At 57.7% G+C, this 20,268-nt stretch carries 16 protein-coding genes; 3 read left to right on the top strand and 13 right to left on the bottom strand.

What is annotated here, in order from left to right:
* Positions 1-49: 49 nt before the first annotated feature.
* From AC2FLJ_RS02140 to AC2FLJ_RS02110, 7 genes are all read right to left on the bottom strand, one after another.
* On the bottom strand, positions 50-1,492 hold the full coding sequence (locus AC2FLJ_RS02140) for a Do family serine endopeptidase (RefSeq protein WP_496704333.1): 1,443 nt from the start codon (positions 1,490-1,492) through the stop codon (positions 50-52).
* A 756-nt stretch (positions 1,493-2,248) separates the two neighbouring features.
* A complete protein-coding gene (locus AC2FLJ_RS02135) occupies positions 2,249-2,848 on the bottom strand; it encodes a nucleotidyltransferase family protein (RefSeq protein WP_496695207.1) in 600 nt (199 codons plus the stop codon).
* Positions 2,849-2,879: 31 nt separating this feature from the next.
* Positions 2,880-5,297: a GcvT family protein gene (locus AC2FLJ_RS02130; RefSeq protein WP_496704332.1), complete on the bottom strand. Its 2,418-nt coding sequence runs from the start codon at positions 5,295-5,297 to the stop codon at positions 2,880-2,882.
* A 203-nt stretch (positions 5,298-5,500) separates the two neighbouring features.
* Positions 5,501-6,811: an HlyC/CorC family transporter gene (locus AC2FLJ_RS02125; protein ID WP_496704331.1), complete on the bottom strand. Its 1,311-nt coding sequence runs from the start codon at positions 6,809-6,811 to the stop codon at positions 5,501-5,503.
* Between the two features lie 63 nt (positions 6,812-6,874).
* The gene (locus AC2FLJ_RS02120; RefSeq protein WP_496704330.1) at positions 6,875-7,828 is read right to left on the bottom strand and encodes a site-specific tyrosine recombinase XerD; all 954 of its coding nucleotides are present in this window, start codon (positions 7,826-7,828) and stop codon (positions 6,875-6,877) included.
* Between the two features lie 2 nt (positions 7,829-7,830).
* Positions 7,831-9,354 carry a hypothetical protein gene (locus AC2FLJ_RS02115; RefSeq protein ID WP_496704329.1) on the bottom strand — a complete coding sequence of 508 codons (1,524 nt, stop codon included), beginning with the start codon at positions 9,352-9,354 and terminating at the stop codon, positions 7,831-7,833.
* On the bottom strand, positions 9,344-9,493 hold the full coding sequence (locus AC2FLJ_RS02110; protein ID WP_170557697.1) for a hypothetical protein: 150 nt from the start codon (positions 9,491-9,493) through the stop codon (positions 9,344-9,346). The genes AC2FLJ_RS02115 and AC2FLJ_RS02110 overlap by 11 nt, the downstream gene beginning before the upstream one ends.
* Before the next feature lie 79 nt (positions 9,494-9,572).
* On the opposite strand from AC2FLJ_RS02110, the gene AC2FLJ_RS02105 reads away from it, so the two are divergent.
* Positions 9,573-10,160 (top strand): shikimate kinase, encoded by a 588-nt coding sequence (locus AC2FLJ_RS02105; protein ID WP_496704328.1) that lies wholly within the window; start codon positions 9,573-9,575, stop codon positions 10,158-10,160.
* Positions 10,161-11,273 carry a 3-dehydroquinate synthase gene (gene aroB / locus AC2FLJ_RS02100; RefSeq protein WP_496704327.1) on the top strand — a complete coding sequence of 371 codons (1,113 nt, stop codon included), beginning with the start codon at positions 10,161-10,163 and terminating at the stop codon, positions 11,271-11,273.
* On the opposite strand, the gene AC2FLJ_RS02095 is transcribed toward aroB, so the two are convergent.
* Positions 11,274-12,344 carry a site-2 protease family protein gene (locus AC2FLJ_RS02095; RefSeq protein WP_496695218.1) on the bottom strand — a complete coding sequence of 357 codons (1,071 nt, stop codon included), beginning with the start codon at positions 12,342-12,344 and terminating at the stop codon, positions 11,274-11,276. It lies immediately after the preceding gene.
* An 18-nt stretch (positions 12,345-12,362) separates the two neighbouring features.
* Positions 12,363-12,875 carry a single-stranded DNA-binding protein gene (gene ssb / locus AC2FLJ_RS02090; RefSeq protein WP_058273781.1) on the bottom strand — a complete coding sequence of 171 codons (513 nt, stop codon included), beginning with the start codon at positions 12,873-12,875 and terminating at the stop codon, positions 12,363-12,365.
* A gap of 207 nt (positions 12,876-13,082) precedes the next feature.
* Here ssb and AC2FLJ_RS02085 point away from each other — a divergent pair, with 207 nt between their 5' ends.
* Positions 13,083-13,664 carry a lytic transglycosylase domain-containing protein gene (locus tag AC2FLJ_RS02085; RefSeq protein WP_113788946.1) on the top strand — a complete coding sequence of 194 codons (582 nt, stop codon included), beginning with the start codon at positions 13,083-13,085 and terminating at the stop codon, positions 13,662-13,664.
* A 62-nt stretch (positions 13,665-13,726) separates the two neighbouring features.
* On the opposite strand, the gene AC2FLJ_RS02080 is transcribed toward AC2FLJ_RS02085, so the two are convergent.
* From AC2FLJ_RS02080 to AC2FLJ_RS02065, 4 genes are all read right to left on the bottom strand, one after another.
* The gene (locus AC2FLJ_RS02080) at positions 13,727-15,814 is read right to left on the bottom strand and encodes a dipeptide ABC transporter ATP-binding protein (protein ID WP_496704326.1); all 2,088 of its coding nucleotides are present in this window, start codon (positions 15,812-15,814) and stop codon (positions 13,727-13,729) included.
* 91 nt (positions 15,815-15,905) lie between these two features.
* Positions 15,906-17,369 (bottom strand): ABC transporter permease, encoded by a 1,464-nt coding sequence (locus tag AC2FLJ_RS02075; protein WP_496704325.1) that lies wholly within the window; start codon positions 17,367-17,369, stop codon positions 15,906-15,908.
* A gap of 12 nt (positions 17,370-17,381) precedes the next feature.
* Positions 17,382-18,428, bottom strand: a complete 1,047-nt coding sequence (locus AC2FLJ_RS02070) for an ABC transporter permease (protein ID WP_496704324.1) — start codon at positions 18,426-18,428, stop codon at positions 17,382-17,384.
* Between the two features lie 135 nt (positions 18,429-18,563).
* A complete protein-coding gene (locus AC2FLJ_RS02065) occupies positions 18,564-20,234 on the bottom strand; it encodes an ABC transporter substrate-binding protein (RefSeq protein ID WP_282151047.1) in 1,671 nt (556 codons plus the stop codon).
* Between the last annotated feature and the right edge of the window lie 34 nt (positions 20,235-20,268).

Raw genomic sequence — 20,268 nt, 5'->3', positions numbered from 1 at the left:
GGAGGCGTACGCCAGAAATCCCCATCAAATGGCGCACGCGGACTTCGGATCACGCGATTTCTACCGCCACGAAGATTTGGTTTCCGCCACGGTTGATCAGCACCAGCGCAGGATCAGTCTTTTCGCTGTCCAGCGCGGCCTTCAGCGCATCGGGTGAGGCGGTTTCTTGGCCGCCCAGTTTCACGATCACGTCGCCGCGTTGCAGGCCGGCCTTGGCAGCAGGGCTGTCTGGCTTCAGATCAGTGACGACCACACCGTCGACATTCTCAGCAACGCCCATCTGAGCACGGTTGCTGTCGGTCAGCGGTGCGACGGTCACGCCCAATGCAGTGCCCGAGATACCTTCGTCCACGGATTTGTCGATCTCAGCCGAGGCGCTTTGATGCTGACCGATTGTCAGTTCAATCTGCTGTTCCTTGCCATCGCGCAGAACGGTCATGACGCTGTCGGTACCAACTTTGGTTGTGCCCACAAGGATCGGCAATTCACTGCTGGAGTCGACGGATTCGTCGTTGAAGGTAAGGATGACATCACCTTGCTCAAGCACGCCCTCGGCCGGGCTGCCTGCGACGACATCCGACACCAGCGCGCCGGTTGTGGCGTCGATACCCATCGCTGCTGCGATCTCGGGGCTGACATTCTGGATCGAAACACCCAGCCAGCCGCGGCTGACCTGGCCGTCATCGCGCAGATCGGCCGCGATATGTTCAACGATGTTCGAGGTCACGGCAAAGCCAAGACCAACCGAACCGCCGGTAGGAGAGTAGATGGCCGAGTTCACGCCAATCACTTCGCCTTCCATGTTGAACAGCGGACCGCCCGAATTGCCTTTGTTGATGGCTGCATCGGTCTGAATGAATTCAGCGTAAGGTCCGGCCGAGATGTTGCGGCCCTTGGCCGAAACGATACCGGTGGTTACGGTCGAATGCAGGCCAAACGGGTTGCCGATGGCCACGACATCTTCACCTACGCGGATAACGTCGCTGTCACCAATCTTGACGGCCTGCAACGCTTCGCCAGCGTCGATCTTCAGAACGGCGATATCGGTCAGCGGGTCGGTGCCCACGATCTCGGCCTCGAAACTACGATCGTCGCTCAGACGGACGGTCACGGTCGATGCATTGTCGACAACATGGTGGTTGGTGATGATGTAACCGGCTTCGTCCAATACAAAACCCGACCCCAGACCTTGGGATGGTCCGCGCTGCGGTGCCTGAAAGCCCTCAGGCGCGCCGAAGCGCTTGAAGAACTCACCAAAGGGGTGGTCTTCCAAATCAAAATTCTGTCCTTGTCCCGGCGCTTGTACGGGTACGATGTCTTGTTCCGCGATGATGGTCACCACCGACGGCGACACGCCTTCGACCAGATCGGCCAGGGCTTCGTCGGCCAGTGAGGGCAGGGCTGTCGTGGCCAACAGCGCTGCACCAAGGGCGGATGCGCCAACCAAGCCAGTAGCGCGTGGCAAAAGCAGTGAGGATTTACGGATGCTCATTTTAGTCTCCTGTTTATATCGCGCGATTGCAGGCGCGCGTTAACCGAGGAGATGAGGCATCAGTCTGTGAGTTTCCTGTGCTCAGGATTAAGATATCTTAATTTAGCCACAAACAGGTCGTTGTATATCGACGGTCCGCAGGGAAGCGTAGCGAATCGCTAGTCGCGAATCAGCAATTGTTGCCAATTTGAAAGTCAAATCCTGAATAATCCTGAATTGATTCAGTTTTGGTAACAAAGGATCACTGAAGGGCCTTGGCGAAAAATCGCTCATCTCTTGGTTGTGGCTCGTTTTTGCAACCTGAACAGATCAAAAGCGTATGCTACCGATAAGCTGTATATATGCTCAATAAAGAATATACATAACGTCCGATGTGACCTAAGGCGTGCAGTTGATTGATCGTCTATAGGTAGATCCCGCTTCGGCGGGATGTTGCGCAAAAACCATTCCGAGACGCCAAAAATTAACCGTTCTTTCCAATTTTACATTGTTTGGGCGCACCGTTTGGGTGACGATGAACTTGCCCAAGCGAAGGGGGAGCCGAAGGCACTAGGGGGTGCCAACGGCTTGTCACAGTCACTGGAAACGCTGAGCGGCATGTTAACGAGGGGGTCTTGTTTAGGTTCAGCGGCGGAATAGCCAGGGTGCCATAGGCATTTTTGGCAGCGTTTTCAGGATTGGTGAAAAGTGGTAGTCCTGTTTTGGGCAAGCGGCCTGGTCGGTATCGACCGGGCCGTTTCTATATTGGCAGGCCGGTTATGTGGCCTTCCCGGCCCGCCAGCGTGCCCAATCCTCGGGAGTGTCCAGATCCAACAGGGCGTTTTGACCGGGTAGTGGTTGAAGATGCACTGCATTCTTATGCGCCTGCACAACGGACTGCGCGCCCTCATCGCCTGTAAGTTGCCTGAGCTCTTTGAACAGCGGACGAGCAAACACAACCGGATGGCCGGGCTTTCCTGTGGCTGTCGCCCCACGCCAGATCAAGAAATTTGGATATTCTTGGACAGAATCTGCGACCTGCTTCAGGTCACCAACTGTGATTTCCGGCAAATCTGCCAGTAAAACCATGACAGCCCCGGCATCGGCGGGCACATGCGCAAGAGCACCGCGCAAACTGGCGTTCATGCCCTCATCAGCGTCGGGTATTTCAACTGCAACAACATCCATACCTTTCAAGGCGTCCTGGCGAGGATGCGGAGCAGGCGGAAGCGCAACTATCACCGGGCCTACCTGCAACGCTGTTTGTGCGGATCGCCGTAGCAGTGGCATGCCATCGACGCTTTGCATCAGCTTGTCCGTGCCAGCCATGCGGCGGGATTGCCCGGCGGCCAGAAGGATAATGGGAATGTCTGTCATACCTTCACATAGCCGCCGTAGCCGTCTTTTGTCATCCCCGCATACGTTCACCGTCCCCGTCGAACAGTGGGGTTGAGATCACGCGCGCCTTGCGCATCTGGCCCAGTATCTCAATCTCGACCTCCAAACCGTCACGTATACGGTCCGAGGGAAGGAAACCCATAGCGATGGATTTGCCAGCGTAATGGGAATACCCGCCCGAGGTGCAGAATCCGACGACCGCACCATCCAGCCAGATCGGCTCATAGGCATTCACGTCAGCGTCGTCAGCATCCACTTCGAACGAGACCAGCTTGCGCGCCGTTCCTTCGGTCCGTTCCAGTTCAGCCGCAGTCCGACCGATGAAGTTCGTGTTCTTGGTGAAGGCGATAAAGCGATCCAGCCCGGTTTCCGCGGCAGAGTAGTCGGGTGAGAACTCGTTCATCCAAGACCCAAAGAACTTGTCCAACCGCAGGCTCATCATCGCGCGCATGCCAAAGGGCACCATGTCGTGGGGCTGACCGGCCTGCCAAAGGGTCCACCACAATTGCCGTTGGGCCATCGGATCACAGTAGATTTCGTACCCCAGATCGCCCGTGTAGCTGACCCTTTGAACGGTGCAGTCGGTCATATCGATGGTCATGCGGCGAACATCAAGGAACCTGAGGTTCGAGATGTTCGTGCGGGTACAGGCCGCCAAAACCGTGGCCGCCTTTGGTCCGGCGATCTGAAAGCCGTTCAGACGGTCGCTGATGTTTTCAATTGCAATACCATCGTCCTGATGCTGCAGGAACCACCGCATATGGAAGGCCTGGCTGCCGTATGACGCGGTCAGTTGGAATTCGGTCTCAGCCAGACAGGAAACGGTGAAATCCCCGATCAGCTTGCCTTTGGGCGACAGCATTGGTGTCAGCGACAGGCGCCCAGGCTTTGGAATGCGGCCAGCCATGATGCGGTCCAGCCAGTCGCGCGCACCCGGGCCGGTGATGCGATACTTGCCGAAATTGTGGACCTCGTTGATGCCGACACCATTGCGCACAGCGCGCACCTCGCGCCCGGTCGCCTCGAAGGCATCCGAGCGGCGGAATGAGGGCGTTTCATAGCTCGGCTCATCGCCTTGCGCAAAATAGTTCGCAACCTCCAGCCCGTATTGCTGACCCCAAACCGCGCCCAGATCGCTGAAGATATCGTACATCGGGGTGGTCCGGTTCGGACGCGCGGCCGGCAGTTCTTCGTTGGGGTAGGCGACACTAAAGCGTTTCTGATAGTTCTCGATCACCTTCGGGCGCGTATAGCCAGGCCCGATCCAGTCGCCGAAGCGGGCGATATCCATGGCGAACACATCGCGCTCAGGCTCTCCTTCGATCATCCATTGCGCCAACGTTAGGCCAACCCCGCCGCCCTGACTGAAACCCGCCATCACGCCACAGGCGGACCAATAGTTGCGCATGCCCGGCACCGGCCCGACGAGCGGGTTGCCATCGGGCGCAAAGGTAAACGGTCCATGGATCACCGATTTGACGCCAGCCTCGGCCAGAACGGGGAAGCGTTTGTAGGCAAATTCGATGCTGTCGGTGATCTTGTCATAATCGTCGGGCAGCAGTTCGTGGCCGAACTCCCACGGTGTGCCATCGACAGCCCAGGGTTTGCAGGGTTGTTCATAGAACCCAATACACAGCCCGCGCCCTTCCTGCCGCAGATAGCTTTCTCCGGCGGGATCCATCACATGCGGATGCTCGCCGCCAGAGTCGATGATCGCCTCGATCTGAGGGATCGAGTCTGTCACCAGATACTGGTGTTCCATCGGGTGTAGGGGGAAATAGACGCCCGCCATCGCGCCAACCTCGCGCGCCCAAAGGCCACCGGCATTGACGATGTGTTCGGCATGGATCGTACCCTTGTTGGTGACGACATCCCATGTCCCGTCGGTGCGTTGGATGGTCTCGCGTACCATGCAGTGCGTTTCGATCGTAGCGCCTCCCATCCGGGCCGCTTTGGCATAGGCATGGGTGGTCCCCGACGGATCCAGATGACCGTCCAGCGGATCATAAAGCGCGCCGATGATCCCGTCGGTGTTGGTGATAGGAGCGATTTTTTTGATCTCATCCGGACCAACGATTTCCGTCTCCAACCCCATGAACCGATGCTTGGCGCGTTCTGCCAGCAACATGTCGAAACGATCCTGATTGTCTGCCAACGTCACCCCGCCCACATGGTGCAAACCACAGGACATGCCGGTGATCTCTTCCAGCTCTTTATACAGCCGGATCGTATATCCTTGCAGCGCCGCCATGTTGGTGTCGCCGTTCAAGGTGTGAAACCCACCCGCCGCGTGCCAGGTCGACCCGCTGGTCAGTTCGGAGCGTTCCAACAGCATCACGTCCGTCCACCCCAGCTTGGTCAGGTGATAGAGTACGGAACATCCAACGACTCCGCCGCCGATGACTGCAACTTGGGTTGTGAGTTTCATGCACGTCTCCTGATGGCTATGCCGTCAGTCTCAATAGGAAAGCTGCCTTTGCAATAGCTTCAGCGACAGAAAGTGTCGCGGAAGGCGATCCGGGTTCAGCACCTGCTGGCGACCCCAAACAGGAAGGATACGGTGGTTGTCCAAAAGAAAACCGGCGCTCGGATCAGAGCGCCGGTGGATTCTTGCAGTTTTTTGGGTTGTTCTCAGAGAGGTCGAACTTTTAGTTCGGTGATCCGGTTGCCTTGACGTTTTGTCACCTCAAAGCGGAAGCCGTGAAAGGAAAAGACCTGACCGACGGTTGGGATCATTTGCGCTTCGTGAATGACCAGACCGGCGATGGTATTTGCCTCATCGTCGGGCAGGGACCAATCCATCGCGCGGTTGGCGTCGCGGATCGTGGTGGCCCCTTCGACCAGAAACTGCCCATCTTCGGTTCGGGTCACGGATACGTCTTCGTCGATGTCGAACTCGTCCGCGATCTCGCCCACGATTTCCTCGAGGATATCCTCAAGCGTGATCAGCCCGCGCAGCGAGCCATATTCATCCACTACCAGCGCGAAGTGGCTGTGCATCCGCAGGAATTCGCGCATCTGATCGTCCAGAGTGGTGGTTTCCGGAACAAAATAGGGGTCGTTCGCGACCTTGAGGATGTCGAACTCTTTCAGTCGGTTATCGGCGTTCTCACTGCCGCCGGCATGGGCGTACATTGCGCGGAACAGATCCTTGGCGTGCACGACACCCACGATGTTTTCTTGCTCATCCCGAAAAACGGGCAGGCGGGTGTGACTGCTTTTCAGACATTGCTGAAGGATGGCCTCGGGCGAGGCGTCTGCATCGATCATCTCAATATTTGAGCGGTGCAGCATGATTTCTTCAACTGTACGATCGCCCAGATCTAGCGCGCCAAGGATACGGTCGCGGTCTTCCTTTTCGACCACGCCTTCGGAATGACCAAGCTGCAATGCCCCGGCGATTTCCTCGCGCACGGCCAGAATGTTGCTGTCCGGGTCGATCTGGACGCCAAACAGGCGCAGAACACCGCGTACCAGCAGGCGCACGGCTGCAACGATAGGCGAAAACACCGTGACGACGACGCCGATGATCGGTGCCACGGCTGCGGCCGCCTTTTCCGAATTGGTGATCGCGTAGGTCTTGGGAAGAACCTCAGCAAAGATCAGGACCAGAAGGGTCATCACCAGCGTTGCCAGCGCTACGCCGCTTTCACCGAACAGCCGTGTGAAAAGCGCGGTCGCCAGCGACGCAGCAAGGATGTTGACAAGGTTGTTGCCCAACAGGACCGAGCCGATCAGCCGTTCGTTGTCGTCCGTGATTTCCAGCGCCTTTTGCGCGCCGCGTGAACCCTTGTCGGCCTGCGCACGCAGTTTTCCGCGCGATGATGCGGTCAATGCCGTTTCAGAACCTGAAAAAAAGCCCGACAGGACAAGCAAAAGCAGGATGGCGCCTGTGGTAAACCAGAATGCGCCGTCGATCAGAGAAGCAGAAGAGGGTTCCATCGGTCCTTGGTTGTTCGTGATACTGCATCCGTTATGGGGGTGCGCATGCTGTGGATCAAGGGGTTAGCCGTCGTCATCGCCGTCTTTCGCCAGCGGGTGATGCTGCAACACAAGCTCTGACAGGCGTTCGTCCAGGACATGCGTGTAGATTTCCGTGGTCGCCACGTCGGCATGGCCCAGCAGGGTCTGGATCGACCTCAGATCAGCGCCATTGGCCAGAAGATGCGTGGCAAAGGCATGGCGCAGGGTGTGTGGTGTCACTTTTTCCGGCGAAACGCCACCTTCTACGGCCAGTTCCTTGACCAGCAGAAAGAACCTGTGCCGGGTCAGATAGCCGGATTTACCGCGAGACGGAAACAGGAACTTGGAACGCTGAGCACCGTCTGCAACCTGCTTGTCCTCGGTCTCGTCCCTGATAAGCAACCACGCCGCCAACGCATCGCGCGCTGGAGGGGACAGAGGCACCATCCGTTCCTTGCCACCTTTGCCCAGCACAAGCAGCATCCGGGGGTCACCTCTGGCGGAGGAGACCGGCAGCGAAACCAATTCAGTTACCCGCATTCCCGTGGCGTACAGAACCTCCATCAGGCAGGTGTTGCGCACCCGTTCTGCATCCTTGCGACCGGTGCGGCGCGCGGCCTCAAGCAAACGATCGACTTCAGCGACATCCAATGTTTTGGGCAGCCGTTTTTGCCGACCGGGGCCTTTGATCTGAATGGCGGGGTTAGCTTCAAGCCAACCTTCTTCAAAGGCGAACCGAAACAGTTGCTTGATCGCTGACAACCGACGTGCGCGCGTGGAACGGGACAGGCCCTGTGCGTCGCAGTCTATCAGGTAATGTTCGATTTGTTCTCTTTGTGTGTCGGGAAAACCCGTTTTTCGACGTTCCAGCCAGGCCGAGAATTCTTTCAGATCGCGGCCATAGGCTAGCAGCGTATTGGTCGCGGCCCCCAATTCGGCGGCCTGAGCTTGCAAAAAGGTGGAAATCCACAAGTCCTGCGTCGCCGGGGCCGCCACGATCAGCGGTCCTGCAGGATCAGCAAGTTCAGTGCGGCGCGGCGGGCGGTGTCCTCAAGACCCACCCGGCGCAGCGTCGCAATGGCTGCTGTCAGATCGACTAGGTTGCCGCGCGACCCGTGCGCGAACCGTTGCATGGTCTCTAAGATCGCTTCACCTAGCTGATCGTTGTTTAGCATCGTTTCGATATTCGGCGGGACCGGAGCAGCCCATGCAAACCCTTGCGCAACCGCATCCGCCAGAGGCGAAGGAGAGCGCGCGCGCCCCGGATCTCCTTGCGCTAACGCCGCCAGAAAGTGATTTTCGTCGGATTGACCGGGCACAGAAAGGGCCGCTGTTTCATACAGTTCGGACAACAGCAGGATACGCCAGCGCAGCTGTTCCGCCGACGGATCCGTCAGCTCTATCTGCGACAGGCGTTCTGCGAACAATTCTGCAAAGGGTACCTCTAATCCGATCAGGCGCATTTGCGTCCACACAGTACTTAAAGCTCGGGCGATTTTGTCGGGATTGCGCGAATCCAGTGCAGACTCGAACCGTTGCACGGACGAGACCCTGTCCCAAACTGCGCCGGACGCGGCCGGAGAGCGCTCGGTATACAGACCCAGCAACTGGTTGGGGGTCAGCGCGCCAATGCGGGTCAGCCGCTCAGCCGCTTCGATCTGCGCTTTCCACCCGGCTACGTCCCGCAGGTCGGCATTCGCAAAGGCACGGGGCAGAGGGGCCGATGGCAGGCGTTCCCCGATCGCCTCAAACAGGCGAAAGGTCAGTGGGCTGGGATCATCTGGTTGCGGAAGGTATTCGGCTTCTTCAAACAACTCGGGGCTGAGAAAGCGATCCAGCACATCCAGCTCATCTGGTGGCAATATCTGCAATGCGTGCGCCGCTTCCAGCGTTAGGGCGGCTGATGGCCAGTCTCCGCGTCGGGCCTTGCAGAAAATCTGTGCGGCGTAGTCCTGCGACAGGTGTGGCTTCGCGATCAGCGACGTACAGCTGCGATCCTCGTCCCCGGTGAGCAGGGTGGCGTCAAACCAGCGCTGGAACCTTTCGCGTGTGTCGGTCGGACCGGCCAATTGGACCAGCGATTGCGCCGGGTCGGCTGCACCAAGTTGCATCAACCGGTCGATGCGGGCGAGCAGCAGGGTTTCTTCAGCACCCGAACCAGCTGGTGCGCGAGCCTCGGACAGGATCAGCGTAAACAACAACCGCTGCATCGCGGGGTTATAGCGAACCGGCACGTCGGTGATCAGCTCGGCCAGCCGGTCGGCATCACTATTCTGCCAAAGGTGCACCGGCAGGCCGGTCACCGACGACGACACAAGCCCCAACGGCTGTGACAGCGCCTCAAGCGGAGAGACTTGGATATCCGGCTGAATGCCCGTTTCCGTGACCGGTGGTTCCAACAGGACAGTCCCTGGCAGGTTTTCCGGAGGGTCCGTCAGCCAATCGATGACAGAAAGAGGAGCCTGCTGCGCCTGCGCTGATCCAGCCAGCAATAAGGCAGCCAGTGCGGCTTTATTCAACATTCAGGATTACCGGCTCTCGGATCTCGTCTTGCGGGGCCGAGAAATCCACCCCGAATATCGGACCCAAATACGCATATCCCACCAGCCCGACAAAACACAGGCAAACAATATATATCAGGAACTTGATCAGACGGCCCATTGCTCAACGCTGCCCCAATTTTGTCTTTTGCCATAGTTATAGCTGGCATTTTTCGTAAGATCACGTCATTCACGTTGAAATGAGCGAAATTAAGCATAACGCCCACACAGAAGGTACTGATGCGGTCTTTGAACTGCACAAAACCGTCGTTCTTGTTGGCATGATGGGGGCTGGAAAGACGGCTGTGGGCCGTGCTTTGGCCGCAAGGCTGGGTGTTCCCTTCCTCGACAGCGACGCCGAGATCGAATCGGCCGCCAATATGACCATCCCCGAGATATTTGAGCGTGATGGTGAACCGTTCTTTCGCGCCAAGGAAAGTCAGGTCATTGGGCGTCTGCTGGACGAGGAAAAAGGCATCCTGTCAACTGGCGGCGGCGCTTTTCTTTCCGATCAGAACCGCCAGATGATCACCGAACGCGGGGTCTCGGTCTGGCTGCGGGCTGACTTGAAGGTGTTGTGGAACAGGGTCAAACATAAGGACACACGGCCTTTGCTGCGCACGGCTGAACCTTATGCGACCTTGCGCGCCTTGTATGAAGCCCGCGTCCCGGTTTATGCGCAGGCAGGTCTGACAGTTGAGTCCGATGGCGAAACCTCGATTGAAAATATGGTGGACCGGGTGGTGGAGTCGATGTTGACGCGCCCCGACGTATTGGAACGGAAGTAAATGCACCAAACCGTACATGTAGAGTTGGGCGAACGCTCGTATGACGTGGAAATCGGGCCTGACCTGCTGGAACAATCCGGCACGATGATTGCGCCCTTGCTGCGCCGGCCCAAGGTCGCCGTTCTGACGGACGAGAACGTGGCCGAGTTGCACCTGAATGCGTTGCGAGATGGTCTGGCAACAGCTGGTATCGAAATGACCTCGCTGGCCTTGCCTGCAGGAGAAGCCACCAAAAGCTGGCAGCATTTTGAACGAGCGGTTGAGTGGCTGTTGTCGGAAAAGGTAGAACGTCGCGACGTGGTTATCGCCTTGGGTGGCGGGGTCATCGGTGATCTTGCGGGATTTGCTGCGGCCGTTTTGCGGCGCGGTGTCCGTTTTGTCCAGATACCGACCTCGTTGCTGGCACAGGTGGACAGTTCTGTTGGCGGAAAAACCGGCATCAACGCTCCACAGGGCAAAAACCTGATTGGGGCATTCCATCAGCCGTCTCTGGTTCTGGCGGACACCTCGGTTCTAGGCACGATGACCCAGCGGGATTTCCTGTCGGGCTATGGCGAGGTGGTCAAGTACGGCCTGCTGGGCGATGCAGAGTTCTTTGAATGGCTCGAAAGAAACGGTCCCGACGTTTCGGGTGGCGATATGGCCGCGCGCGTGCGGGCGGTGACACGCTCGGTTCAGATGAAGGCCGACATCGTAGCCCGCGACGAGACTGAGCAGGGCGACCGTGCGCTGCTGAACCTTGGGCACACTTTCTGTCACGCGCTTGAAGCGGCCACCGGGTATTCTGATCGCCTGTTGCACGGCGAGGGTGTCGCTATCGGCTGTGCACTGGCGTTTGAGCTGTCCTCTCGTCTTGGGCTGTGCTCACAGGAGGAACCGAGCCGTGTTCGGGCGCACCTACGTGCAATGGGAATGAAAACCGATCTGGCCGACATTCCCGGAGATCTGCCGGATGCCGAAGCGCTGGTTGACCTGATGGCGCAGGATAAAAAGGTCATCGACGGGCAGTTGCGGTTTATTCTTGCCCGCGGAATCGGGCAGGCGTTCGTCACTTCGGACGCCCCAAGGGACGCTGTGTTGTCCGTGCTTGAAGACGCATTGGCGACGATCTGATCACCGTCCGCGGATCACCATCAGTTCACCGATGTTTTCGCGGGTGATGTAGCCGACCATTGTCCCGGCCTGGGTGCAAACTGCGACGGCGGGAGCACCCTTGTGTAGTTTCCCCAGCACGGTTTCCAGGCCGGTGGTCAATTCAACGCGCGGGATCTCGGTTTCCATGATCGAAGTTGCCAGATCGGACCGAGGTGCCTCTTGCGCCATGGCAGTGAACAGCGTGCCGCGTGCCATAAAGCCCAGCAGGTCTCCATTCGGACCCAACACGGGGAATTCGTGTTGGGTGGTGTGAATGACGGCCTGTGCGGCGGTTGCAAGCGTGTCGGTGGGCGATAGGGCGTGAAACTCGGTAATCATCGCGTCGCGGGCCAGCACCCGCCGCGCGACTGAGCGCATGGCCACATCGTGGCTTTCCGCATTGGCAGCGACGAACACAAAGACGGCGATCAAAACCAGCAGGGGGTTACCAGTGCTCAACCCGAGAAAACCAAACGCCACCGCCACCACCTGACCCGCAAGGGCGGCGATACGTGTGGCTTTTACCCGATCCATCTTCAGACACAAAAGCGCACGGAAAACCCGGCCGCCATCCATGGGGAAGGCCGGGATCATGTTGAATACGGCCAGCAGCAAGTTCACATAGGCCAGCCGGTTCAACAGTCCGGCGCTGGTCGAATCGATCCGGGCCAGAGACTCCAGCGTCATTCCGGCCCCCATGGCCATCAAAACGATCCAGATCACAATATTTACCGCCGGCCCGGCCAGAGCGACCCAGACTTCTTCCATGGGCTTCTCGGGCATCCTTTCGAGCCGGGCAAGCCCGCCGATAGGCAGCAAGGTGATGTCAGGGGTTTTGATGCCGTAGCGCCGCGCCATCAGCGCGTGGCCGAACTCATGCGCGACAACGCAGGCAAACAGGGCCAGAACAAAGACCAGGTTGTCGATCGCGGCGGGCACCCCGCCTTTGGAATAAGCCGCAAAGGCGACCCAGCCCAGTAACAGAAAAAAGGTGACATGGACCCTCAGTTCCGACCCCAGTACCCGGCCGAGTGAGAAGGACCATGTCATGTTTCGTCTCCGTTTGCCTTAGAACGGAATCTCGTCGTCGTCGATTCCGCCGGATGCAGGTGCAGGGGCAGGGGCGCTGGACTGTCCGCCATAGGGGTCGCCATAGCCGCCGCCCGCCTGACCACCGCCATAGCTGCCTGACTGTCCGCCGCCATAACCGCCGCCGCCTCCGCCTTCGCCGCGCGCATCCAGCATCACAAGGGTCGAGCCGAAGCCCTGAAGAACAACCTCAGTCGAATAACGGTCCTGACCAGATTGGTCCTGCCACTTGCGGGTCTGCAATTGCCCTTCGAGATAGACCTTCGAGCCTTTGCGCAGATATTGCTCCGCTACGCGGACAAGCCCTTCGTTGAAGATCGCGACCGAGTGCCACTCGGTGCGCTCACGACGCTCGCCAGTATTGCGGTCTTTCCAGTTTTCGGATGTGGCGATGCGCAGGTTGCATACTTTGCCCCCGTTTTGGAAATTCCTAACTTCAGGATCGCGGCCAAGATTTCCGACCAGAATGACCTTGTTGACTGAACCTGCCATATATTTCCCCGTTCTTGTCTGTGTCGAGAGCGCCCGAATCTGACGCAAAGTTTCTACGCGACCCTATACGGCCTACGTCGTGGTTAAAACACAGTTGATCTGTGCAACGGTCGGCAAGAAATCCCGAAGGTTCTATTTACCACGCTTTCATTTTTGCCTGAAATACCTATACTCGTTAGGGTTCGAGAGCGAGCGGGATTGGCATAAATGCGTTTTTTAGTTGGTTGTTTTTCTGTTCTGTGCCTTGCGCTGGTTTCGGTTCCGGCTGCGGCGGAAACCCTGTCCACCAAAAACCGTAAGGATATTTTTCTCAAACAATCCAAGATTTTAGACTCGCGTGCTGCCACCCAGTACCGCGGCTCTGAACGGCTGAAGCCAAAAACAGCGCAGCCAACTCAAGTCATCAAGCGATATAATGGTAAATATCGCGGCCAATACCTGGCGCTGGCGCGGCAAGCAGCCCGGAAACACAGTGTCCCAGAAGAATTGTTCTTGCGACTGGTGCAACAGGAAAGCGGATGGAACCCGCACGCGGTGTCTCACAAAGGGGCACTGGGTTTGGCGCAGCTGATGCCTGGAACCGCGCGTCTTTTGGGTGTGAACCCGCATGATCCGAAGCAAAATCTGGAAGGCGGGGCCCGTTATTTGTCGTGGCAGTATCGCAAGTTCAAATCCTGGCGGCTGGCGCTGGCGGCTTATAACGCCGGTCCGAAAGCCGTGGAAAAGCACGGCGGCGTGCCACCTTACAAAGAAACCCAGAACTATGTGAAAGTGATCTGGGGCGGCTGATAAACTACCAACCCAAGTCAGAAAAGAACCGGCGCTGTGGCCGGTTCTTTGCGTTTGGGCCGTTACTCGGCCGCGATTTTGATGACCGGCTCCATTCGAGCCAGAACTTCTTCGGACAGATGGCATTTGACCTGATGTCCGTCCGTCAGGGTTTTTACCGGCGGCACATCTTTCTCGCACAGCCCGCCCGGCACTTCGGATTTCCAGCGACAGCGCGTCTGGAAAGGGCACCCCGGGGGCGGGTTCATGGCCGAGGGGATATCACCATCCAGAACGATATGCGCTTTTTCAACCGACGTATCCGCGATGGGAACAGCACTCAGCAACGCTTCGGTATAGGGGTGATAGGGCGGCGAGAACACCTGATCGGTGCTCCCCAGCTCGACCACATGGCCCAGATACATCACCATCACCCGGTCGCTAAGATAGCGCACAATCGACAGGTCGTGACTGATGAACAGCAAGGTGGTCTTGTGTTCGCGCTGAATCTCCATCAACAGGTCGGTCACCGCCGCCTGTACAGACACATCCAAAGCCGACACAGGTTCGTCCGCAACAACGATCCGCGCATCGCCGGCAAAGGCGCGCGCAATACCGACGCGCTGTTTCTGTCCACCGGACAACTGACGCGGCATCCGATCGGCAAAGGCGCGCGGTAGCTTCACCAGGTCCAACAATTCCAGCATGCGTTGTTTTCGTTCGGCCTCGGAATTTCCCACGCCAAAGATTTCCAGCGCGCGGATGATTTGTCGCCCAACGGTCATCGAGGGGTTCAGAGTGTCAAACGGGTTCTGGAACACCATTTGAACTTCGCCCACGGTCTTGGCATCCCGCTCTTCGATCGGAACGTCCTCGATATTGCGGTTGTCTAGCAGGATTTGCCCATCTGTGGCCGTTTCAAGCCCCATCAAAACCTTGGCAAAGGTGGATTTACCGCACCCAGATTCGCCCACAATCGCCAGCGTCTCAGATTCATGTGCCTCAAAGCTCAGTGTTTCGTTGGCCTTGACCACCTTCTTCTCACCGCCCCCGAACAACGCATTGGCGGCTACTTCATAGTATTTCTTGAGGTTGTCCATTTTTAGGACAACGCGGCCGATTTCACCTTTTTCTTTCTTGTCGGCCAAAGTGATCGGGGCGTTCCAGTCAATCTCCTTGAACTTCAAACAGCGTGTGTGGTGGCGGTCATTGCCGGGCACAGGCTCCATCAGAATATTCTGCGCGTCGCAGCGGCCTTCTTCGAAATAGTCGCAGCGTGGGCCAAAGTTGCAACCTGACGGGCGTTCGTGGGGCAGGGGAAAGTTCCCGGGAATGGCCACCAGTGGGCGGGCGTTCTTGTCTGCCCCCGGCAGCGGGATCGAGCGGAACAGCGCCTGCGTATAAGGGTGCTGCATCTCGTCGAACACATCGTGGATCGAGCCGCGCTCGACTGCCTCACCCGAATACATCACGCAAAGCCGGTCACAGGTTTCCAGAACCAGACCAAGATTGTGCGAGATGAACAGCATCGAGGTGCCGTATTTCTTACCCAAATCCCTGACTAACTCGACTACGGCGGCCTCAACCGTCACATCCAGTGCGGTTGTCGGTTCATCCAGAATCAACAGCGCCGGCTTCGACATCAGAGCCATCGCGATCACGATACGCTGCTGCTGCCCCCCTGAAAGCTGATGGGGGAACGAATTCAGCATCCGCTCGGGGTCGGGCAGGCGTACGTCCGTTACCACTTCCAATGCACGGGCATAGGCCTCTTCCTTGCCGACTCCCTCGTGGATCATCGGGACTTCCATCAATTGCTTGCCGATCTTCATCGCAGGGTTCAGCGAGGCCATCGGTTCCTGATAGATCATCGCGATCTCATTGCCGCGAATATCGCGCAATTCATCCGCGCTCATCTCGGCCAGATCGCGCCCTTTGAACTTGATCGAACCGCCTACAACCCGCCCGTTCTTGCCGAGGTCCTGCATGACCCCAAGTGCCACAGTGGACTTGCCACAACCGGATTCCCCTACCAGTCCAACAGCCTCGCCGGGCTGTACGCTGACCGAAAAATCCATCACGGCGGGAATTTCCCGAAGGCGGGTGAAGAAAGAAATCGAAAGTTTGTCGATCTCAAGAATTGGGCCGTCATATTCCGCCAATTTGTTCATCTTGTATCTCCTCGCGAGAGTCCGGGGATCCCCTTCATCTGGCTAAAAATATCCTGGGGGTCCGGGGGCAAAGCCCCCGGTCGCTCTCACATCAGTCCTTCAGGCTTTCTTCGCGCAGGCCATCTGCCAGCAGGTTCAGACCAAGAACCAGCGACAGCAAGGCAAAGGCAGGCGGAAGGGCAGGGTGCAGATAGATCGACAACAGCTTGCGCCCTTCGTTGATCGTAGAGCCCCAATCCGGGCTTTCCGGCGGCAGTCCCAATCCAAAGAAACCCAAGGTTCCCAACAGGATCGTGGTATAGCCGATACGCAGACAGAAATCGACGATCAGCGGACCACGTGCATTGGGCAGGATTTCCCACAGCATGATGTACCACGGGCCTTCGCCACGGGTCTGTGCCGCAGCCACGTAATCCCGTGTTTTGATGTCCAGCGCGAGACCGCGCACGATGCGGAACACGGTGGGTGAGTTCACGAAGACAACCGAAACAAACACCACGAGGATACCGCCAGGGATATCGAACAGGTCCAGATAGGTCGGCAAGCCCCAAATGCCGTAATCATCGGTGTTGATGATGTAGCCATCGGTCGAAATCAGCGACAGATACAGCCACAGCGCGATACCCAGAACCCCGATCAACAGCGGAGTGCGGAAATTCGGGCGGGTGTAATACCGCGAGTTCAGCAGAACGCCGATGAACAAGATCGGGAATATGAACAAAACGGCTGCCATATAGTTAGGCACGCCTGTCGCCACGATTTCGGGTGTTACCAGCAGGTAGAACAACAGGATTACCGGGAAAGCCAGGATCAGGTTGGCAAGGAAGGACAGGAACGTGTCCAGACGTCCTCCGTAGTACCCGGCCGGCAGGCCCAGAGTGATCCCGACCATGAAAGCAAACATGGTCGCAAGCGGAGCGATCTGAACTACGATCCACGCACCTTTGACCATTCGGCTAAAGACGTCGCGGGCAAGGTTGTCGCCGCCCAGAAGGTACCAGGCATACTCACCTTCTTCGGGGCTTGGCAGCGGTGTTCCCGGTACTTTGTTCTTCATGCCCGATACTTGAACCAAAGGGTCATGTGTGATGATAAGATCAAGCGCGCCGAAGATGCCGGTGAAGACCCAGAACATCACAAGGCCAAAACCGATCATGCCGATGGGGCTGTCGAACAGTTTGCCGTAAAGGCCGAGGCGACGTTTGAAGGCAATCGACATTGCAAACAGGATGATCAGCGACAACCACACAGGAAGAAACTGCTGCGAGATCGCTCCGATTATCCCGGCACTGGTCCCCATCAGGATGCCAAGGACGATGTAGGCCAAGGCAAGCGCGACACAGGCAGAAAAGCTGTATCTCAGGGCCTTTTGTGTTAGCCCACGTAGCCCGTTGCCGCCGCTTATGGTGCCATCGATATTCACGCTCATCGGGGATTCGGGCAGTACAATGCTGCCGATAATCCAAACGACAATTGATACGATCAACGCGGCAAGCGCGATCATCAGGATAGGGTTCAGAATGGCGATAGAGCCGGTCCAGCTTAGAGGTTCCATGATCTATCTCCCTTAAGAAATACGGATGCGCGGGTTGAGGTAGACATAGCCGATATCGGAGATCAGCTGCGTCACCAGCACGACAAAGACCGACACGACCGAAATCGCCAGCAAGAGCTGAATGTCGTTGTTGCCTGCAGCCTGTACCAGTGCCCAACCGAAACCTTTGTAGTTGAACAGGGTTTCAACAATCACCACGCCATTCAGCAGCCATGGGAACTGCAGCATGATGACGGTAAAGGGCGCGATCAGCGCGTTTCGCAGCGCGTGCTTCATAACGATGTTGCCAAAGGAAACACCTTTAAGCCGCGCGGTTCGGATGTACTGCGCCGTCATGACCTCGGTCATCGACGCGCGGGTCATCCGGGCGATATAGCCCATCCCGTACAGTGAGATGGTCAGTACCGGCAGGAAGAAGTTCTCGAAGGTTGGGTTGTCCATCGCTGACGTCGCCGTGCCCTTGAACCATTTCAGGCCGACGGTCGACGACGTGAAGATCGCGATGAAGATCACGCCCGACACATATTCCGGCGTCGCCGTGGTAATGATCGAGAATGTGGACAGGGACCGGTCCAATGCTGATCCTTCGCGCATCCCGGCCAACACACCCACCAGCAGCGCAGATGGCACCATCAAAACCAGAACCCAGAACATAAGATAGCCGGTATTGCCGAGACGTATACCAACGATTTTGCCGACATCATCCTTGAAAACGGTTGAGTAACCCCAGTCACCCTGCAATACGCCGCAATATCTGGGCGTCGTTTCCTCGGTCGATCCCGGGCGGGTACAAGTCCCAAGGAACGTACCGTCGTCAAGTGTCTTGGAAAAGCCAGGGAGAACGCCCAGCCATTGACCGTACTTGACGAGAGTGGGTTGCAGATAGCCGCGATTGTCCAGCCAGGTCTCAACCTGTTCGTCGGACATCCGCTGGTTGCCCTGCGTTTTCGCAAGCTTTTCCAGGTTCGGGTAGAGGTTGGTCAGAAAGAAGACCACGAAAGTCAGGCACAATGCAGTAAGAAGCATGACGCCGAACCGTCGGAGGATGAATAGTCCCATGATGGCCCCTGTTGTTCGGGTGTTCCGCAGATCATTGGACCATTGTCTGGCCTCGGACATCCGACCCCGTGTCGGCCTGTCTGCGGCTGGAAAGGGGCGCCCTGTTCAGGCGCCCCCATTAACGTCTGGCAGGTTTTAGGCCGCCCAACCCCATTTATAGTGGTGGTGCTCGAAGGACACGTGCATGTCGGTGCCGACAAGACCGTCCTTCATGTGGCGATACAGCGAACGCCAGTAAGGCTGAATGGTGACGCCTTCTTCCTGGATCATCGCCTCGCCCTTGGCGACCACTTCACGGCGCTTGTCGGCATCCGCGATGGCCAGCGCTTCGGTCAGAAGCGCGTCAAACTCGGCATTTGCCCAGCCGAATTCGTTCCAGGCTTCACCGGTACGATAGGCCAGAGCCCAGATTTGCACGCCCAGTGGACGGTGGTTCCAGTTGGTCGAGCTGTAGGGGTATTTCGCCCAGTCGTTCCAGAACGTGTTGCCCGGCAGAACGGTCCGCTTGACCTTGATACCCGCGTCACGCAGCTGCGCTGCAACCGCGTCGGTGGTGTTCCGGCGCCAGTCATCGTCGATCGAGATCAGCTCGTGCTCGAAATCGATCATTCCGGCTTCTTCCATCAGCGCGCGCGCGCCTTCCGGGTCAACCTTCTGCGGCGGCAGTTCGTAATAGTCCGGGTGGATTGGACCAACATGGTGGTTTTCCGCAGGCGAACCGCGACCGCCGTAACCCAATTCCAGACAGATCGAGTTATCAACCGCCATTTGCAGAGCCTGACGCACACGCTTGTCTTCGTAAGGCTTCTTGCCGTCAATCTCGGCCAACTGGTTCGGGCGGACGACGATGGTGTTCATGGTTACAACTTCGGACTTCACATAGCCGAGGCTGTCCATCACATCGATGAATTCACCAACCGATTCATACAACATGTCGACTTCATCGGATTCCAGCGCGGCCAGCCATGCGGACGGGTCGGTGCCGTAGTCAATGTAGACGATGCTGTCCAGCGCCGGGCGACCAAAGATTTCTTCGCCCCACCAAGTGTGGTTCTCGTTGCGAACGAGGGTGGCTTTCACGCCGACTTCCAATTCCTGCACAAGATATGCGCCGGTGCCCACATTGTTGAGCAGATCGGTTTCACTGAACGAGCTGTGTACAATAGCCGCCGGATAATCTGCCATGCCCGCAATCAGCGAGATGTCAGAAGCTGGCAGGTTCAGTTTGACGGTGTTGGCATCGACAACTTCGATTGCGCCGTCAATGGCCTGACCAGATTCAGGATCGATCAGTGTCGCAAAGCGACCTGCCATCGAGTTGGTTTCCGAACTCTTGTCACACCAGCGCCCAATGTTGCGGGCCACATCTTCCGCGGTGAAGTCGTCACCGTTGTTCCATTTGACGCCCGGGCGGACTTTCAGAGTGTAAACGGTTGCGTCGTCGTTGACTTCCCAGCCCTCCAGCAACATGCCGCGGAACGTACCGTCCGAGTTGTACTCGACCAGATACTCGAGCGTGCCGCGGGTGACGTTCGCGATCTGCGACCAGTCATAGGTGCGTGGGTCTTTCAGGGCGCGCACTTCCTGCTGAACGCGCAGGGTGCCGCCTTCTTTCTTTGCATCTTCTCCGGCCGCTCGCGCCGGGGCAGCCAGTCCGATCATGCCATAGGCTGCGGCGGCGGTGACCCCAAGGCCCGTGGTGCGGGTCAAAAACTCGCGTCGGTTCAGTTTGCCGTCCCGATATTCCTGTGCGTGCATTTCTGCCGCCCAGTGCATCGGTGCTCCGGTCATTGTTTGATTATTCATTAACGTTACTCCCTGTGAGACAGTATTTTTTGGA

The organism is Ruegeria sp. CDSA034, from assembly GCF_059612275.1.
This window is presented reverse-complemented; position numbering and strand designations above follow the sequence as displayed.

Bases quoted from the DNA above. Each gene is read 5' to 3' on its own strand.
- AC2FLJ_RS02140 (WP_496704333.1), bottom strand. From the start codon at position 1,492: ATGAGCATCCGTAAATCCTCACTGCTTTTGCCACGCGCTACTGGCTTG.
- AC2FLJ_RS02135 (WP_496695207.1), bottom strand. From the start codon at position 2,848: ATGACAGACATTCCCATTATCCTTCTGGCCGCCGGGCAATCCCGCCGC.
- AC2FLJ_RS02130 (WP_496704332.1), bottom strand. From the start codon at position 5,297: ATGAAACTCACAACCCAAGTTGCAGTCATCGGCGGCGGAGTCGTTGGA.
- AC2FLJ_RS02125 (WP_496704331.1), bottom strand. From the start codon at position 6,811: ATGGAACCCTCTTCTGCTTCTCTGATCGACGGCGCATTCTGGTTTACC.
- AC2FLJ_RS02115 (WP_496704329.1), bottom strand. From the start codon at position 9,354: ATGTTGAATAAAGCCGCACTGGCTGCCTTATTGCTGGCTGGATCAGCG.
- AC2FLJ_RS02110 (WP_170557697.1), bottom strand. From the start codon at position 9,493: ATGGGCCGTCTGATCAAGTTCCTGATATATATTGTTTGCCTGTGTTTT.
- AC2FLJ_RS02105 (WP_496704328.1), top strand. From the start codon at position 9,573: ATGAGCGAAATTAAGCATAACGCCCACACAGAAGGTACTGATGCGGTC.
- aroB (WP_496704327.1), top strand. From the start codon at position 10,161: ATGCACCAAACCGTACATGTAGAGTTGGGCGAACGCTCGTATGACGTG.
- AC2FLJ_RS02095 (WP_496695218.1), bottom strand. From the start codon at position 12,344: ATGACATGGTCCTTCTCACTCGGCCGGGTACTGGGGTCGGAACTGAGG.
- ssb (WP_058273781.1), bottom strand. From the start codon at position 12,875: ATGGCAGGTTCAGTCAACAAGGTCATTCTGGTCGGAAATCTTGGCCGC.
- AC2FLJ_RS02085 (WP_113788946.1), top strand. From the start codon at position 13,083: ATGCGTTTTTTAGTTGGTTGTTTTTCTGTTCTGTGCCTTGCGCTGGTT.
- AC2FLJ_RS02080 (WP_496704326.1), bottom strand. From the start codon at position 15,814: ATGAACAAATTGGCGGAATATGACGGCCCAATTCTTGAGATCGACAAA.
- AC2FLJ_RS02075 (WP_496704325.1), bottom strand. From the start codon at position 17,369: ATGGAACCTCTAAGCTGGACCGGCTCTATCGCCATTCTGAACCCTATC.
- AC2FLJ_RS02070 (WP_496704324.1), bottom strand. From the start codon at position 18,428: ATGGGACTATTCATCCTCCGACGGTTCGGCGTCATGCTTCTTACTGCA.
- AC2FLJ_RS02065 (WP_282151047.1), bottom strand. From the start codon at position 20,234: ATGAATAATCAAACAATGACCGGAGCACCGATGCACTGGGCGGCAGAA.